This window comes from Microcoleus sp. AT8-B5, from assembly GCF_036705565.1.
Lineage (GTDB): Bacteria > Cyanobacteriota > Cyanobacteriia > Cyanobacteriales > Microcoleaceae > Microcoleus.
This window is the reverse complement of the sequence record NZ_JAUBUY010000001.1, coordinates 156,673-172,208: the sequence shown is the minus strand read 5'-3', so window position 1 is coordinate 172,208 and position 15,536 is coordinate 156,673. Positions and strand designations below refer to the sequence as shown.

Sequence of the window (15,536 nt, the reverse complement as noted above, 5' to 3'; positions counted from 1 at the left end):
ATGAATAGCGTTTCACGGCTACAGGAAGCAGAACAGGCACTCTTTCAGATTTTTTCTGGTATTGACACTACAGTCAAGCAAAATCTTCAACGAGTCTTAAAAGCTTTTCGCAGCCACCGGGTTGGAGTCCACCATTTTGCAGGGGTTACGGGTTACGGCCACGATGATTTGGGTCGGGAGACTTTGGACGGGGTGTTTGCCGAAGTGGTAGGGGCCCAGGCTGCGGCTGTCCGGGTACAGTTTGTTTCGGGTACTCACGCGATCGCCTGTGCTCTTTTTGGCATCCTGCGTCCTGGTGATGAAATGTTGGCAGTGGCTGGTTCTCCCTACGATACTTTAGAAGAAGTGATCGGCTTGCGCGGGCAAGGTCAAGGTTCACTGCTTGAGTTTGGCATTAGTTACCGTGAGTTGCCTCTAACTCGCGAAGGAAGTGTGGATTGGCAGGCATTGAGCTCTACTATTTCAGCAAAGACTCGCCTAGTTTTTATCCAGCGCTCTTGCGGCTATTCTTGGCGGTCGAGTTTGTCTATTTCTGAGATTGAAAAAATCGTCGCCATAGTCAAACATCAGAATCCTAACACAATTTGCTTTGTTGATAATTGTTACGGGGAGTTTGTTGATGATTGCGAACCTACTGCTGTGGGTGCGGATCTGATGGCTGGTTCTTTAATCAAAAATCCGGGGGGTACGATCGTCCCTGCTGGAGGCTACGTTGCCGGCAGGGCTGATTTGGTGGAGGCGGCAACTTGTCGCTTGACGGCGCCAGGAATTGGCAGCAGCGGCGGCGCAACTTTTGATTTGAATCGGTTGCTGTTTCAGGGTTTGTTTATGGCTCCCGGCTGTGTGGGGGAGGCGATGAAGGGCAATCATTTGACGGCTTATGTTTTTTATAAGTTGGGTTATCGAGTGAATCCTATGCCTTTGGCTAGAAGACGAGATGTGATTCAGGCGATCGAATTCGGTTCTGCTGATAAGTTAATTGCTTTTTGTCGGGCCGTTCAGCAAAATTCCCCTGTGGGTTCCTATTTAGATCCGGTGCCGGCTCCGATGCACGGGTATGAAAGTCAGTTGGTGATGGCTGGGGGTACTTTTATTGATGGGAGTACGTCGGAGTTTTCGGCTGACGGGCCTCTGCGGGAGCCTTACGTGGCTTTTTGTCAGGGGGGAACTCATTGGACTCATGTATCGATCGCTCTTGAGGATGCGATCGAGGCTGTGGGCCCAGCAAATAAAGTGACTAATCACTAATTACCAGACGCGGATTTGTTGCCAAACGGCCGTCTTCCATGTAGATAATTCGATCGGCAATATCGAGAATGCGGTTATCGTGCGTTACTAGCAAAATCGTGCAGCCTTGTTCTTTTGCTAGTTTTTGCATAATTTCTACGACATCTCGCCCGGATTTTTTATCTAAAGCGGCGGTTGGTTCGTCCGCTAAAACTATTTTAGGGCGGCTAACTAACGCGCGGGCGATCGCAACTCTTTGTTTTTGCCCTCCCGACAAATTTTCGGGGTAATAATTAGCCCGCTCTCCCAAACCCACTGCTTCTAACATAGTTATTGACAAAGCATCCATATTCTGATTTAACATTTCTGCGTGCAGTTCCAAAGACATTCGCACGTTTTGCTTGGCTGTCAAGAATGTCATCAAGTTATGTGCTTGAAAAATATAGCCAATTTGCTTTCTGAGTTTAGTTAACTGAGTTTTGCTAGCTCCTTGTATTTCTTGCCCAAGAATTTTGAGACTGCCTTCTTGAGCCGAACGCAGCCCCCCTAACATTGTCAATAAAGTTGTTTTGCCCGAACCCGAGGGCCCCGTCATAATGACTATTTCTCCGGGGTGGATGTCGAGATTTATGTCAAATAAGGCTTGTTTTTTGAGAGAGCCTTGACCGAAGTAATGGTTGAGGTTTTGGACTGAAATTACTGGTTCGGTTGCGGTAGTTGGGTTAGCGGGAAAATTTAGGGTTTGCATGGTGATTTTGGGGAGTTTTTTTGACCGCAGATGCAGGCCGATTGACGCTGATGAACGCAGATTAGAAGATGTCTGCAGGGTCGGCTGATTGGAGTTTGCGGAGGGCGAGGGCGCCGGAACCGGTACACATCACGATCGTCAAACTTAACACTACAACCGCTCGATTTGTTGTCATCGCAATTGGCAGTAAAGTGGCAGATTGTGCTAGCGAGTACAGTCCGTTGGCTAAAACAATTCCCGGCATAAAACCTAATACAGCTAATAGCAGAGCTTCCTGAATTAAGACTCCGACTAAATAGCGATCGCTATATCCCATTGCTTTTAAAGTCGCATATTCCGCTAAGTGATCGGAAACGTCCGAGTAAAGAATTTGGTAAACAATAATCAGACCAACAACGAATCCGATAATTGTACCGAATCCGAAAATAAAGCCGATCGGAGTAGCATTTGCCCAATAACCTTTTTCAATTTCTGCAAATTCTGCTAGGGTTAAAACTTTGACATCATCGGGCAATATAGCTTTGATCGCTGACTGGGTTTTTTTGATATCGGCATCGGGTTGTAGGTTGATTAAGCCGACATCAACTCGATCGGGTGTGCGATCGGGAAATAAGTTCATGAATGTAGAATCGCTGGCAATGACATTGCCGTCAGCCACGAAGGAAGTACCGAGAGTAAAGACTCCTCCTATTTGAATATTGCGTTTATTGAGTTCAGTTTCGAGGGTAGATTCTTTGTTAAAAATATTGGCAATCTCGCCGTATTCAGGTCGAGAAGATTGGTCAAACAACACATGATTAAACATTTGAAGTTGAGGCAAGTTGTGATTGACATCAGGCAAATTAAATGTTATGTTTCCGGGGTCTATTCCAAAAATTAAAATCGATCGAGTAGTGCGGGTTGTGGGATTTCGCCACTCTCCCATACCAATATATAAGGAAGTGACGGATTTTACTCCTTCTACTCCTTGTGCTTGGTAAAGTCGCTCTCGGTTGAAGTCTTTTACCGCAGCAAAAGTTTCAAATTGAGGATTGATTAAAACTAAATCTGTCTGTAAACTTTGGTGCGGCTTAACGGCAGAATCGAATAGTGCATCTTGAAATCCCAGTTGCACAAAAATCAGAATATCTGCAAAAGCAATTCCTGCTATAGCAACAGCGAGGCGAGTTTTTTCTCTAGTTACTTGCAACCATGCAAGGGGTGTTTTGCGAAACATAAATTTTGTTTGGGAATGGGGAATTGGGAATGGGGCATTGGGCATTGGGAATTGAGAATTCAGAATTGGGAATTGGTTATTTATTGTTGTTATTTGAACAGTTCGCTCGCGCACTCCGACTCCTCGAAACCGGGTTGTTTACCGAATCTGCGATGCTCTAACGCGTCTTTTCGTAAAAAAACCCGGTTTCGCATGGGCCCCCATGCGTCCAGGACTATTGAACTGATATATTGCACCAATGTCAATAAGGGGTTTTTGGGTGGGTAGGGGCGGGTTTATTTAACCTGTCTGCAACTTTTCAAGCTATTGGTGAACCCGCCCCTACTTCACACGAATGGTGCAATATATCAGATTGAAGCTGTTTCTTCAAGTTTGCGTTGCCGCATTAGGAGAAATAAAGGCAAACCCAGGGAAACACCAACCAGTAAAGTGGCAATATAAATCCACAAGTTTTTCATTCTCAGACGCGAACCTTCGCTAAATACAAAAAACAAAAAAACCACGGCAGAGACGATTACATCCATACCAAAAAAGCCGGATATTTGATTTGCAAACAATTGTCCGAAGAAAGCGTTAATATTCAACCCTTTTTCTAAGAGAAACGGGACAAACTGGGAATACGGTAAAGCAGTGCCCAGAATACAGAGAACTAAGTATGCAATTTGAAGCATTGGAAAACCTCCATGTTTTTAGTTTTAAATCGCTATATTGGCGAGTTTACTCAGCATTACTGAGCGCTTTAATATCAGATTGCATAATTAAGTTAATGTTGCGAGAAATTTTGTCAATTTCCCAATCCCACCACCTAATTTCTAATAGTTGTGCAACTTCAGCATCGCTGAAACGCTGTCTGATTGAACGTGCGGGGTTTCCACCGACAACGGTGTAAGCGGGAACATCTTTTACTACAACTGCTTTGGCGGCCACGATTGCACCGTCGCCGATTTTGACTCCCGGCATAATCACCGATTCATAGCCGATCCAAACGTCATTGCCAATGACGGTATCGCCTTTACTTGGCAGTTCGATTAATAGATTCATGGCTGTTTCCCAACCATTCCCAAAGACGGGAAAAGGATAGGTAGAAATGCCGTCTAATTTGTGGTTTGCACCGTTCATAATGAATTTGACATTAGTGGCGATCGCACAAAATTTACCAATAATTAATTTCTCACTCCCGTAATTGTAAAGTACATTTCTTTCAAAATTTTCTGGGTCGATTGGATCGTCATAATATGAGTAATCGCCGACGATAATATTGGGGGATTTTATGAAGTTTTTGATAAAGCAAACCCTGGGCTGGTCTGCCATCGGATAAGGTCGGTTCGGATCGGGACCAAATTCTGCCATAATTTTCAATCCTCCAAGGTTTTTAGTAAAGACTTTAGTTTTGTTTAATTGCTACTTGTACCTGCAAATTGGTCAATCCCGAAACTTGTTTGCTATCTTCAGGATTCAGGTGAATTTTTACTTCTACTACTCGGCTATCCAAGTTTTCTCCTGGTTGGTTGCTAAACACATTTTGTTTGCTTACTTTTAACGCAATCTCTTTGACAGTTCCCTGCAACTCTCCGGAAAATGCTTGGCTAGTCACGGCTGCATTTTGTCCCAGCTTAATTTTGCTGATGTCGGTTTGATAAATTTCCGCAACGACTACCATTTGGTCAGTTTTTCCTAAGTCTGCAATGCCGTCATCGCTAATTTTTTCACCAGCGCGAGTATGAATTTTCAGGATTTTTCCCGCATTGGGCGTGCGGATGGAAGCTTGATTTAACTCGGTTTGGGCGCGCTTCACTTGGGCGATCGCACTTTCGATCTCAGCTTCGGCTGCTTGCACGTCCACGGGGCGCACTTCGGCTATTTTGTCAAGAGTTGATTTCGCTTCTTCTAGTTGTTCGATGCCAGTTTCTTGAATGCGTTTGAGTATTGATTGAGCTTCGTTAAGCTGCTGGATTGATGTACTGTTAATGCGAGTTAGGTTTGCTTCTGCTTCGTTAATTTGCTGTTTGGCTGTATTGTTAATGCGATCGAGGTTTGCTTGCGCTTCTTCAAGTTGCTGCTTTGCCGTATTATTAATTCGGCTGAGATTAGCTTGTGCTTCTTTAATTTGCTGGCGACTTGTTTCTAATGCCAGCCGCTTAGTATCTCTTACGGATTTAGAAATTGCACCTTCACCCGCGAGTTGCTGATGTCGGAAATCTTCAGTTTGAGCATTATTAAACTCGGCTTGTAATTTGTCGATCGCTGCTATTTGTGCAGTTTTTTCTCCTTGCCATTGTGCCAGTATTCGGCTAATTGTTGCCTGTTGTGCTTTCCTCTCCCCTTGCCACTGGGCCGTGATTCGGCTGATAGTTGCCTGCTGTGCGCTTCTGTCGCCTTGCCATTGTGCTTGCAGGCGATCGACTGTTGCTTGTTGTGCAGCTTTGTTGCCTTGCAGTTCCGCTTCTAGCTTGGCAATTGTGGCAGATTGTGCTGCAAGTTCTCCAGACTTTGCACCAGCTTTTACTTGTGCTAAACGGGAGCGAGCAACTTTGACTTTCTCTTGAGTTTCATCTAAAACAGATTGCAGCCGATCGCGCGCATCCAAAATCGCGATTAGTTGTCCTGCTTTGACTCGATCGCCCTCTTTGACTAAAAGCTGGGAAATGCGATCGCCATCTAAACTCTGCGATACTCCCAAGCGAACCACTTCTCCTTGCGGTTCCAATCTTCCCAATGCCGTTATTTTCCTCACCGACGGTGTTTCTGCTGGCAAAGGTTCCGTATTTTGAGCCAACGGTGCAAACTGAGAAATCCCGTAAAAAGCTGTGCCGATGGTAATGATGCTGCCAGCAATTGCCATTCCGATTACTAATCGATTTTTAGGTTCTATCCAAGATTGAAAATTCATACTTGTCCTCTACTTGCAGCTAGTTTTTTTCTAAATAAGCGAGCAACATTTCTTTTAGTACAATCAATTGTTCTGCCAGAGATATTCTTTCACCTTGATAAAACCTTCTTACCAGCAAACCGTCAACATAACAAATGATAAATTTAGCGAGCGCTGGATCGGAGATACCTAAGTAGCAAGTTACTGCCTCTTCGTAACGCTTTCCCGATTGCTGAAGCGTTTGATTGTTATTAATTTCTTGGGGAGTCTTTTGTTGACAAAAATCAAATATCATTAACAAACTTTTCAGAATGTAATCCTCATTTTGGCTGAGGTAATCCATCAGTTTTTCAACTTTTTTTGCTAGGGTTGGCGGATTTCCCAGTTCGGCAAGTGCTTCTTCTTTTGTATCTTCATAGCTCAAGTATTCAATTAACTGCTCGAACAAACTTTCTTTACTTGAGAAGTAGTGGTAAAGGGTTCCTGTAGAAACTCCGATTCCCGATCCAATTTCGCGCATAGTTACTGAGGAGTAACCTTTTTCGGCAAATATCTCAAAGCATTTGTTGAGTAGTTCTTTGCGGTATTGATCGCGGTCAACTATTTTTGGCATGGGTGAATAGATTTTAGATTTTAGATTATCTAAAGTCTAAAATTTATTGGTCTGATAATTCTATATCGAACGTGCGATATAGTATCAATCACTACAAAATTGATTTTTGGGGTCAGCGGGCAGGATTGATATATATCGAACAGTCGTTATATTTAATAGAACACAGAGTAGTAGAGTTTGTCAAGGGATAGGGAAGAATTTTTTGACCCATCGCCCTGCAAGAAATGAGACAAAATGGTAGAAGCCAACATCCATCCGCGTTCATCGGCGGTTAAAAATTTCAAATTAATATTAAAGAAGCGATCGCAGTCAGATAATTTATGAGAGTACGAACCTACGAAATCGGTGATACCCAACAAATTGTAAAACTGTTTTACGACACGGTACACGAAGTCAACATCCGCGATTACACAAAAGCACAAGTAGATGCTTGGGCTCCAGAGGATATCAATATTGAAAGTTGGACTAAAAGTTTAAGCAGTAAATTTACTTTCGTAGCAGAAGAGGGTGATACAATTGCAGGTTTTGGGGAATTAGAAGCAAGCGGCCATATCGATCGCTTTTACTGTCATCAAGATTTTCAAAGACAAGGAGTAGGCAGGCTAATTTTAAAACAAATTGAGTCAAAAGCCAAAGAATTAGGAATTAACAAGTTATTTACCGAAGCCAGCATTACAGCTCGACCTTTTTTTGAAACCCAGGGATTTATTGTGATTAGAAAACAAGAAGTAGAACGCAGAGGACAAAAACTCATCAACTTTCCAATGGAAAAAAATATATAAACAACGATTTGTGTAAAATTAGATCGAAGAGTTTTACTCAGGAGTTGCGATGGTGACGGAAGCTACAAATGTGCTGGGCGGAAAGTTAGAGACTTGCTGCACTTCGCCAATGACAGGATATTATCGGGACGGCAAATGCAATACAGGTGGTGGCGACTTTGGGGCTCACACTGTTTGTGCTCAACTGACAGAAGAGTTTTTGCAATTCACAAAGTCGAATGGAAATGATTTGAGCACTCCGGTTCCCGAATTTAACTTTCCCGGTTTGAAGCCTGGGGATTGCTGGTGCTTGTGTGCGTCTCGGTGGAAGGAAGCAATGGATGCGGGAGTTGCGCCGCCTGTGGTTTTGGCCGCGACTCACGCCTTGACTTTGGAATACGTTTCTTTGGATGAATTGAAGCAGCACGCTGCTGATTTGTAGGAGGATGTTGGTGTGCGATCCTCTTCGTTGGCGTAGCCCCCGTAGGGGCCGGCTTTCCTTCGGATCGCAACGCTTTCGCTAACGGGCGATCGGGCTCTTATACCAACTGTAGGGTGCGTCAGTTGGCGTTATTTTTTCAATAATTCAGGGGTTTTTCACTGACCCACCCTACAAGTTTACTCCAATCAGTTAAGATAGGTTTAGAGGTGAGGTATAACCAGTGTCAGCTAAGGATATATTTCATAATGCTGTGAAGCGAGGTCTTGAAAAATCTGAGTGGGTGGTTACTCACGATCCTCTCAGGCTAGAATTTGCCGAGAATGAGAGAGTCGAAATCGATTTGGGAGCTGAACGACTCCTCGCGGCGGAAAAATCAGGAAAAAAAATTGCAGTAGAAGTCAAGAGTTTTTTAAGCGCTTCAGCTCTCTCTGATTTTCATACCGCGTTGGGACAATTTTTAAATTACCGTTTAGTCTTAGAAAAGCTCGAACCCGATCGCACTCTATATTTGGCAGTTCCCATCGCAACTTACGAATCTTTTTTCAGTCGGGAGTTACCTCAAGCGTCGGTTCGACAACACCAAGTCAAGCTTATTGTGTATAACCCAGTTCAGGAGGCAATAGTCAAATGGATCGACTAGAGCATTACCGTCAGTGCATTCAAAAACTCCTAATTGAAGACAGCAAAATAGCACCAATTAACGGAGAAATTGAGGTAGAAACAATTTTCGATCGAGAAAACGATCGCTATCTAGCCGTCGATTTAGGATGGGACGGACACCGCCGCGTGTATAACTGTGTGTTTCATTTGGATATTAAAAATGGCAAAATCTGGATTCAGCGAAATCAAACTGACAGGCAGATTGCTGATGAATTGGTAGAAATGGGAGTACCCAAAGAGGATATTGTGCTAGGAATTCAGCCACCATATGCGCGTGAATATACAGGATTTGGAGTTGCATAGTAATACAAAATGTGGTTTGATTCGCGACTGAAATATTTAAGTGCGATCGGGTGTAATTCTACTAAAGTTTTATGGTTCAGTTTGTGGTTCCCACTTACAGATAGACTCTGGTTTGAGAGGGCAGGTTTTAGGAGCGATCGGATTTCCGTTGAGGTCGAGAATGCTCAGCTTACTCAAAGATTCCAAGGGTTGGATGTCGCTGATTTTATTGTTGCTGAGGCTGAGAGAAGTCAGGTTAGTCAAGGATTCGAGCGGTTTGATGTCGCCCAGAAGATTTGTATCGAGGAAGAGCCCAGTAAGGTTAGTCAAGGATTTGAGCGGTTTAATGTCCCTGATTTTATTGTTGCTGAGGACGAGCATACTCAGGTTAGTCAAGGATTCGAGCGGTTTAATGTCGCCCAGAAGATTTCCGCTGAGGACGAGCAAAGTCAGGTTAGTCAAGGATTCGAGCGGTTTAATGTCGCTGATTTGATTGTTGCTGAGGCTCAGAGAAGTCAGGTTAGTCAAGGATTCGAGCGGTTTAATGTCGCTGATTTGATTGTTGCTGAGGACGAGCAAAGTCAGGTTAGTCAAGGATTCGAGCGGTTTAATGTCGCTGATTTTATTGTCGCTGAGGTCTAGTTGAGGCACGTTAGTCAAAGATTGTAAGGGTTTGATGTCGCTGATTTTATTGTTGTAGAGGAAGATATCTGTCAGGTTAGTCAAAGATTGTAAGGGTTTGATGTCGCCCAGAAGATTGTTGTGGAGTTCGAGCGCAGTCAGGCTAGTCAAGGATTCTAGCGGTTTGATGTCGCTGATGTGATTGTTTCCGAGCGCGAGCGTAGTTAAGTTAGTCAAGGATTGCAAAGGTTTGAGGTCGCTGATTTGATTGTTTCCTAGCGTGAGCCAATTCAGGTTAGTCAAGGATTGCAAAGGTTTGAGGTCGCTGATTTGATTGTTGTGGAGGGAGAGACGATTCAGGTTAGTCAAAGATTGTAAGGGTTTGAGGTCGCTGATTTGATTGCCGTAGAGGTAGAGTTCCGTGAGAGTCAAAAGTTTCTGATTAGCCGCATCGCACTCAGTAGTTTCAGCTATCTCCAAAAGTACCTCAACAGTATGTTTAGCTTCAGGGTTCAAATCAGCTTTTTGGCGACACCAATCGGCAAATGTTTGTCTACTGTTTCCCGATCGCGTTTCTGCAGCCTTCGCAGACAGTCCATTTGCAGATAATGCTAGGATCGCACAACAAGTAAGTGCGATCGACCTTGGTAAATTGATATATTTCTGTGCCACTATAAGTGTCATAATTTTATATATCTAATTGAAAGTTAAAGCCATCTTGGACAAACACAACCAATAATTGATTCAGTCCTTTTCAAAGGACTTAAGCTTTGAGGCAGGGGTTTAAACCCCTGCCGGACTGAAGGAAAGAAGGCAATACCGTGTCCCTGCAAAACATTTATTAAAAACTCTCCGAATCACCTCACTCAGGCAACTTATACTGCCCCACAATCCGCTTAGCATATTCCGGCACATGAGCCTCTAATTTCTCCGGGTAATTCCGCTTCACGTACAGATAATTGCGAGTGAAATGAGAATCAATCGAAAACCGGGCATATTCCAAACCCTTCGGCCCAATTCTCTCAATAAACACTCCCATTAACTTCGCCGCCCACATCGGCAAAGTCACCCCTTTTTCGTAAGCCGGAATGCTTTGCTGAACGGCTTCTTTTCTGTTTCCCTTAGACATCACCGGCTGAGTATTTAACTGATCCGTTACCAAGTCTAACATCTCTTGCCCGGTGTCATTTCGCACCACAATCCACTGCCAGCCAAAAGGTGCGCCCATGTAGCCCACAACTAAATCTGCTAAAGAATTCACATAATCAAAACAGCTCAAACAAGAAGGAGCAAAAACATCTTTCAATTCCTTAGTATTCAGCCCGAAAAACGGCACTTTTTCTTCCGAACCATCTTCGTGTTTGAAGTGAACGTTAAAGTCTTGCATAAACTCGTAAGAAACCACCGTTTCGGGAGAGCGGCTAGTCGTGTCTAGGAATTTCTGCAATCCTGCACGGCTGACATTATCCACGCAGGGAGTTCCCAAAACATAGAGCTTCTCTAAACCGAGTTTTTTCTCGACTGTTCGCAAGGCTTGAATTTGACAGCCGACGCCAATTACTAACAGCCGCTTCATCCCAGATTTTTCGATTTGTTCTAATACTGAAAGATTGGGAGAGAGAGTTGGTTTGTTGACTTTTGCAGCCAGAATTTCTTCGCGATTTCTCGCAATAATCGGCATCGGTTGAAAGCGGTCTTCTTTAGTATTTTGGACGCAAACAACGCCTTCTACAATTCCTTTTTCGAGCATTTCAATGGCAATTGTGCTGACAATTCCCGTCCACTGAGCGCCCTCGATCGGCTCTTTTTTGCGAGCCGCCATCATGTTTTGGCTGACTCCGAAATACCAATCGTCGGGATTGTCTATATTGCGCGATCGCCCGTGAATCTCTTCTTCTAATTCTGCAATATGCTGTGTTAAGAAAGCACAAGATTCCTTGACATAGTGGATGTAATATGTATCGCACAAACCGCACTCGCTGCAAAGTTCTTTAGCGGGGCGGCGGCTACCTGGTTTGAGGGCCTTGGATTTTTGGTGCTTAGCAGAATCTGTTGCGGTCATCTAAATTACTTATTTTATGCAGATATGGCTTTTGTTAGGATATCACAGCAATTTGCGTTGATTTACCTCTTTATTCTTTCTTTCATTCCTCGCAGGCGGACGCAAGCTTGTGCGGGAGCAAATTCGGTTCGCCCGAAATTGGCGGTTTTCAAAGCTTAAAAAATATTAGTCAGGACTTACCTAGGTTGCGCTAGAAACCCGATTTCTTGCTGAATACCTCGCTGTTAAGCCTAAGATTTATGGTAAAAACCGGGTTTCTGTCTGTAGTTTTGGTAAAAAAATTCGGTTTCAGAGCATCGCCGTGCGTGCAGGAGTGTTTGTGTAAGTCCTATTAGTATCAATCCGGATCGAGCGGGCGATCGCGCGAATACATTGCCAAATAAAGCTATAAAAAAATGGTAAAAATGTTTGTGACAACAGCCGTCGCTGGCATCATGATGAATCTCGCAATTTCGAGCTTAGGATTTGCTGCTTTAGTTCGTCCTGTTCCCGCTATGAATCAAACTGTTGTGACTCTAGAAAGAATGCTCAGCGCGACACAAAAGCCGGCGGCGCTGAACTATTCGCGCCTGGGGATTGGCGGCGTTCGGTTGGGGATGGCTGTAGAAGAGGCAAAACGTAAGTTGGGAAAACCGCAGCGCGACGAAACTAAACCTGCTGGGCCTGGCATCGGTGGCAAGATTCGCACGCTAACTTACTCAGGATTGACGGTAGCAGCATGGGAGGGCAAAGTTTATTTAGTTTCTACTACCAATCCCAAGTTTCTGACAATGGATGGTGTGAAGCTAGGAGATAACAGCCAAAAAGTCGTTAAAACTTACGGTTACGGGTCGCAATCTGTTAAAAGTGGAGTGACTCGCTTGACTTACAGCAATGACCAAAAGGCTTCTAATTTGATTGTGGAAATTAAGGGCGATCGCGTGCAAAAAATTATTGTGAGCACACAGCTAAACTGAAATATTAAATAACAGTGCAAAAGTCCCGGTTCACAAGTTTGTAGTAAGGACTTTATTCCTTATTTATGAGGATTTTTAGCTCTTCGGTGAGTTGACAGGAGGGCTTTTTCCTCATGTACGCGCGTGCGTAGCTATCCCGTAGGGAATCGCCCGCGTCTCCTTAATCCTCTTCATCCTCATCCGACAATTTTGTCATTTCCTCAGCAATTAGTGTCTGAAAATCCTCTCCGCAGTGCACGTTCAGATGGATTGCAGAGAGGAAGGAACTCTGCTATAATTTCAGCTTTTTGTCGATCGCTCAAATCAGGTAACTGAAGCTGATAGATTAAAGCAATCACATTTTGACACTCCGTACCCAATTCATCAATTAACGTTCTCAGTGTAGAATTAGTTACAGAAATTGTCCGATCGCTAACTTGCATATTGACTTATGTTGTTTTGGAATAATTAAACCGCAGAGAGCGCAGAGGGCACAGAGGAAGAGAAGAGAGAGATGAATAATTCCGATCTCAACGGATTTGATATTACCCATAAAAAAAGTAGAGGTGCGATCGATCGCACCTCTACAATAATTCTAAATAAGGTGCACCGAGTGCACCCTACCAATTAGCGGTTCTGGGGAACAGGAGCACTCGGTGCTCCAGAAAAAGTCGTCTCACCAGTCTTAGCCCGCTTTTTGATCAAGATAGGCTTGACGCTGTTTTCTCCACCAATCGGGGGATCTTCTTGTTGAGCGTAATCAGCGCCCATCCAAGCAGGACGGCTTTGATCGAAAGCCATTTGCAAAGCAGCAGCGGCGATCGCGTGGGAGTCGTACTCCTCGGATAACTGAGACACCAGAGGCAAGAAAGATGCCATCCGTTCGCCAGCCAAAGCTTCGCGAACTTTACCCTGCATCTTTTCCAACTGACGTGCTTCAATTTGCGCCCGTGTCGGAATGTTTCGCACTGTCAAGCTCGATCGCACGTGGCGTTCAATCAAACGCAGTTTGCGGCGATCGACCGGTTGAATCAGCGTAATCGCCGTTCCTTCGCGACCAGCCCGGCCCGTGCGTCCGATCCGGTGAACGTAGCTTTCCACACTGTCGGGCAAATCGTAGTTAATCACGTGAGTCAAGTGATCCACGTCCAAACCCCGCGCCGCAATATCAGTCGCCACTACCCAGCGCACCTGACATTGGCGGAACCGATGCAACAAACGTTCCCGTTGTGCCTGATTCAAATTACCGTGATACTCATCAACGCTGTGACCTGCTGCTTGCAGTTGGCTGGTGAGTTCTGCTGCCGACTGCCGAGTCCGCACAAAAATCAGTGCAGATTCCGGGTCTTCCATTTCTAGGATTGGCTGTAGGGCTCTTGCCTTCGACCAGCCGCGGGGAATCATGTACACACCTTGGCTGATGCGCTTTGGCGTTGCTTTTGGCTGTTCTACGGTGACGTTGACTGGGTTACGCAAATGCCGCGCCACCAATTTCCGAATGGAAGGTTCCATCGTCGCCGAGAAAAATGCCGTTTGACGTTCTTTTGGTGCAGCATCCAAGATTTTTTCCACATCTTGGATAAAGCCCATGCTCAGCATTTCGTCAGCTTCATCCAAAACCAGCCATTGTACCTTGTCTAGTTTCAGGCTGCCGCGGCTGAGCATATCCAATATGCGTCCGGGTGTACCGACAACGACGTGCACGCCGCGCTTCAAACGCTGCATTTGACGATCGATCGATTGACCGCCGTACACTGTCAGAACTTGCAGAGAGCGACCCACTTTTACCGGGCCGTCGCTGCTGATGCCGCTCAAATCACGGATGGCTTCAGTTACTTGCATCGCCAATTCGCGAGTCGGCGTCAGCACCAGTGCTTGCACCGCAGTCACATCTAAATCAATCCGCTCCAAGATGGGCAACGAGAATGCTGCCGTTTTGCCTGTCCCTGTTTGGGCTTGACCCACAACGTCGCGACCTGCTAACAGGTGCGGAATTGCTTGTACTTGGATGGGAGTAGGTTCTGTAAAGCCTAGTGTTTCCAGATGGAGAACGAGTTCTTCCGAAAGACCTAAGCCTTCAAACAATAAATTCATTAATGCTCCTAATAACGAGTCTTAGCCTTCTAAGTTGCCCAACTCGGATGCGGATTTCTGCTCGGCGGCAGGAACTCATAAGAGTTCTTTATGGTGCTGCGCCTGCGCGCACCTTCTTAAATAGCAATCGAGTATAGGGCAGCTCCGTCGATGGTGACTAAATTTACCAATTCGACAGCCGTCTTTGATTTTGTGACATCACCGATACCAACCGCCAGGGGTCGGGTTATAGGCTTCCAACATTCTTAAAACAGGACATTGGACTTCCTTTGAGGTACTTGCAAGCTTTCCCTCTTAGGCATTTTATAGTGAGGATCATGACCAGCCCCACTTCACTACATAGTAGTAGTAACAGGTTGTTTGGTTCAGGCGCTATCCCGCAATCCGTCGCCTGCGGGATTGAGCAGGGGATGGGGCGACCGTCAGTCGATTTTAGATTTTAGATTTTAGATTTTAGATTGACTCCACAGATGAATCAGGGAGCTTTAACTTTCTTCTAAAATTTTTATCTCTCCACGACTTAAGCCGGAGGCTTGTATTCCTTTTTGGGCTACCGTTACCGCCTATCCATCTCAACACTCTTTCGGGATACCGTTGTGGTGTAAGGCGGACGGCGAAGCAATCTCAAATTATCCCCGCTTATTTCTGGCTTGTTATCATCATAACTCTTTACATTCAGAAACAAAACATTAAATTCGTTAAAATTCTCCGATCGTTCTGTAGAGATTACCGCACCCCTAGGGGGAGGGTCGATTGCCAGATAGGGGCTAAAAAAGTTTAGAACCCTTTGATACCTATCTTTGCACAATATTGTACAAACCGTTACTTTTGCTGCACAATCCGCTAATCATTTTTGGCTGGTGTCTGGTTTTTGTTCGCCTCACCGTCTCAGGCGACAGTTCCAGCAACACTTACACTTGACCCCGCCCAGCACCGGATACAGTGCCACGTCAACTCATGAGGGTCGATCCCACAATTTTAGACAAAAGATCGAGCTCCCAGATCA

At 44.9% G+C, this 15,536-nt stretch carries 16 protein-coding genes; 6 read left to right on the top strand and 10 right to left on the bottom strand.

The annotated features are described in order from the left end of the window. Positions 1-1,248, top strand: coding sequence for a methionine gamma-lyase family protein (locus tag QUB39_RS00735; RefSeq protein WP_333484985.1), 1,248 nt, complete (start codon positions 1-3; stop codon positions 1,246-1,248). Here QUB39_RS00735 and QUB39_RS00730 read toward each other — a convergent pair. The 6 genes from QUB39_RS00730 to QUB39_RS00705 form a co-directional block, all read right to left on the bottom strand. After that, a complete protein-coding gene (locus QUB39_RS00730) occupies positions 1,238-1,975 on the bottom strand; it encodes a DevA family ABC transporter ATP-binding protein (RefSeq protein WP_333484984.1) in 738 nt (245 codons plus the stop codon). The genes QUB39_RS00735 and QUB39_RS00730 overlap by 11 nt on opposite strands. Positions 1,976-2,036: 61 nt before the next feature. Continuing rightward, positions 2,037-3,191 (bottom strand): ABC transporter permease DevC, encoded by a 1,155-nt coding sequence (devC, locus tag QUB39_RS00725; protein ID WP_333484983.1) that lies wholly within the window; start codon positions 3,189-3,191, stop codon positions 2,037-2,039. 347 nt (positions 3,192-3,538) lie between these two features. After that, the gene (locus QUB39_RS00720) at positions 3,539-3,862 is read right to left on the bottom strand and encodes a DUF2834 domain-containing protein (protein ID WP_333484982.1); all 324 of its coding nucleotides are present in this window, start codon (positions 3,860-3,862) and stop codon (positions 3,539-3,541) included. A gap of 46 nt (positions 3,863-3,908) precedes the next feature. Next, positions 3,909-4,541, bottom strand: a complete 633-nt coding sequence (locus QUB39_RS00715; protein ID WP_333484981.1) for a Vat family streptogramin A O-acetyltransferase — start codon at positions 4,539-4,541, stop codon at positions 3,909-3,911. A gap of 34 nt (positions 4,542-4,575) precedes the next feature. Next, the gene (locus tag QUB39_RS00710) at positions 4,576-6,081 is read right to left on the bottom strand and encodes an HlyD family efflux transporter periplasmic adaptor subunit (protein ID WP_333484980.1); all 1,506 of its coding nucleotides are present in this window, start codon (positions 6,079-6,081) and stop codon (positions 4,576-4,578) included. Positions 6,082-6,100: 19 nt separating this feature from the next. Further along, positions 6,101-6,673 carry a TetR/AcrR family transcriptional regulator gene (locus tag QUB39_RS00705; protein WP_333484979.1) on the bottom strand — a complete coding sequence of 191 codons (573 nt, stop codon included), beginning with the start codon at positions 6,671-6,673 and terminating at the stop codon, positions 6,101-6,103. Positions 6,674-6,993: 320 nt separating this feature from the next. On the opposite strand from QUB39_RS00705, the gene QUB39_RS00700 reads away from it, so the two are divergent. The 4 genes from QUB39_RS00700 (at position 6,994) to QUB39_RS00685 (ending at position 8,839) form a co-directional block, all read left to right on the top strand. After that, positions 6,994-7,455: a GNAT family N-acetyltransferase gene (locus QUB39_RS00700; RefSeq protein WP_333484978.1), complete on the top strand. Its 462-nt coding sequence runs from the start codon at positions 6,994-6,996 to the stop codon at positions 7,453-7,455. Between the two features lie 49 nt (positions 7,456-7,504). Further along, on the top strand, positions 7,505-7,876 hold the full coding sequence (locus QUB39_RS00695) for a DUF2237 domain-containing protein (protein WP_333041417.1): 372 nt from the start codon (positions 7,505-7,507) through the stop codon (positions 7,874-7,876). Positions 7,877-8,096: 220 nt separating this feature from the next. Beyond that, the gene (locus tag QUB39_RS00690) at positions 8,097-8,516 is read left to right on the top strand and encodes a XisH family protein (RefSeq protein WP_333233991.1); all 420 of its coding nucleotides are present in this window, start codon (positions 8,097-8,099) and stop codon (positions 8,514-8,516) included. Next, positions 8,504-8,839 (top strand): XisI protein, encoded by a 336-nt coding sequence (locus QUB39_RS00685; RefSeq protein ID WP_333484977.1) that lies wholly within the window; start codon positions 8,504-8,506, stop codon positions 8,837-8,839. The genes QUB39_RS00690 and QUB39_RS00685 overlap by 13 nt, the downstream gene beginning before the upstream one ends. Before the next feature lie 69 nt (positions 8,840-8,908). Here QUB39_RS00685 and QUB39_RS00680 read toward each other — a convergent pair whose 3' ends face one another. Together QUB39_RS00680 and QUB39_RS00675 are read right to left on the bottom strand one after the other, a co-directional pair. Beyond that, positions 8,909-10,123, bottom strand: coding sequence for a leucine-rich repeat domain-containing protein (locus QUB39_RS00680; RefSeq protein WP_333484976.1), 1,215 nt, complete (start codon positions 10,121-10,123; stop codon positions 8,909-8,911). A 178-nt stretch (positions 10,124-10,301) separates the two neighbouring features. Continuing rightward, the gene (locus QUB39_RS00675) at positions 10,302-11,501 is read right to left on the bottom strand and encodes a Coenzyme F420 hydrogenase/dehydrogenase, beta subunit C-terminal domain (RefSeq protein WP_333484975.1); all 1,200 of its coding nucleotides are present in this window, start codon (positions 11,499-11,501) and stop codon (positions 10,302-10,304) included. Positions 11,502-11,896: 395 nt separating this feature from the next. Here QUB39_RS00675 and QUB39_RS00670 point away from each other — a divergent pair, with 395 nt between their 5' ends. Then, positions 11,897-12,457: a hypothetical protein gene (locus tag QUB39_RS00670; protein ID WP_333274686.1), complete on the top strand. Its 561-nt coding sequence runs from the start codon at positions 11,897-11,899 to the stop codon at positions 12,455-12,457. 200 nt (positions 12,458-12,657) lie between these two features. On the opposite strand, the gene QUB39_RS00665 is transcribed toward QUB39_RS00670, so the two are convergent. Further along, entirely contained in the window at positions 12,658-12,879 is a 222-nt protein-coding gene (locus QUB39_RS00665; protein ID WP_333210490.1) for a hypothetical protein, read from the bottom strand. Positions 12,880-13,063: 184 nt separating this feature from the next. Next, positions 13,064-14,530 carry a DEAD/DEAH box helicase gene (locus tag QUB39_RS00660; RefSeq protein WP_333052713.1) on the bottom strand — a complete coding sequence of 489 codons (1,467 nt, stop codon included), beginning with the start codon at positions 14,528-14,530 and terminating at the stop codon, positions 13,064-13,066. Positions 14,531-15,536 lie beyond the last annotated feature (1,006 nt).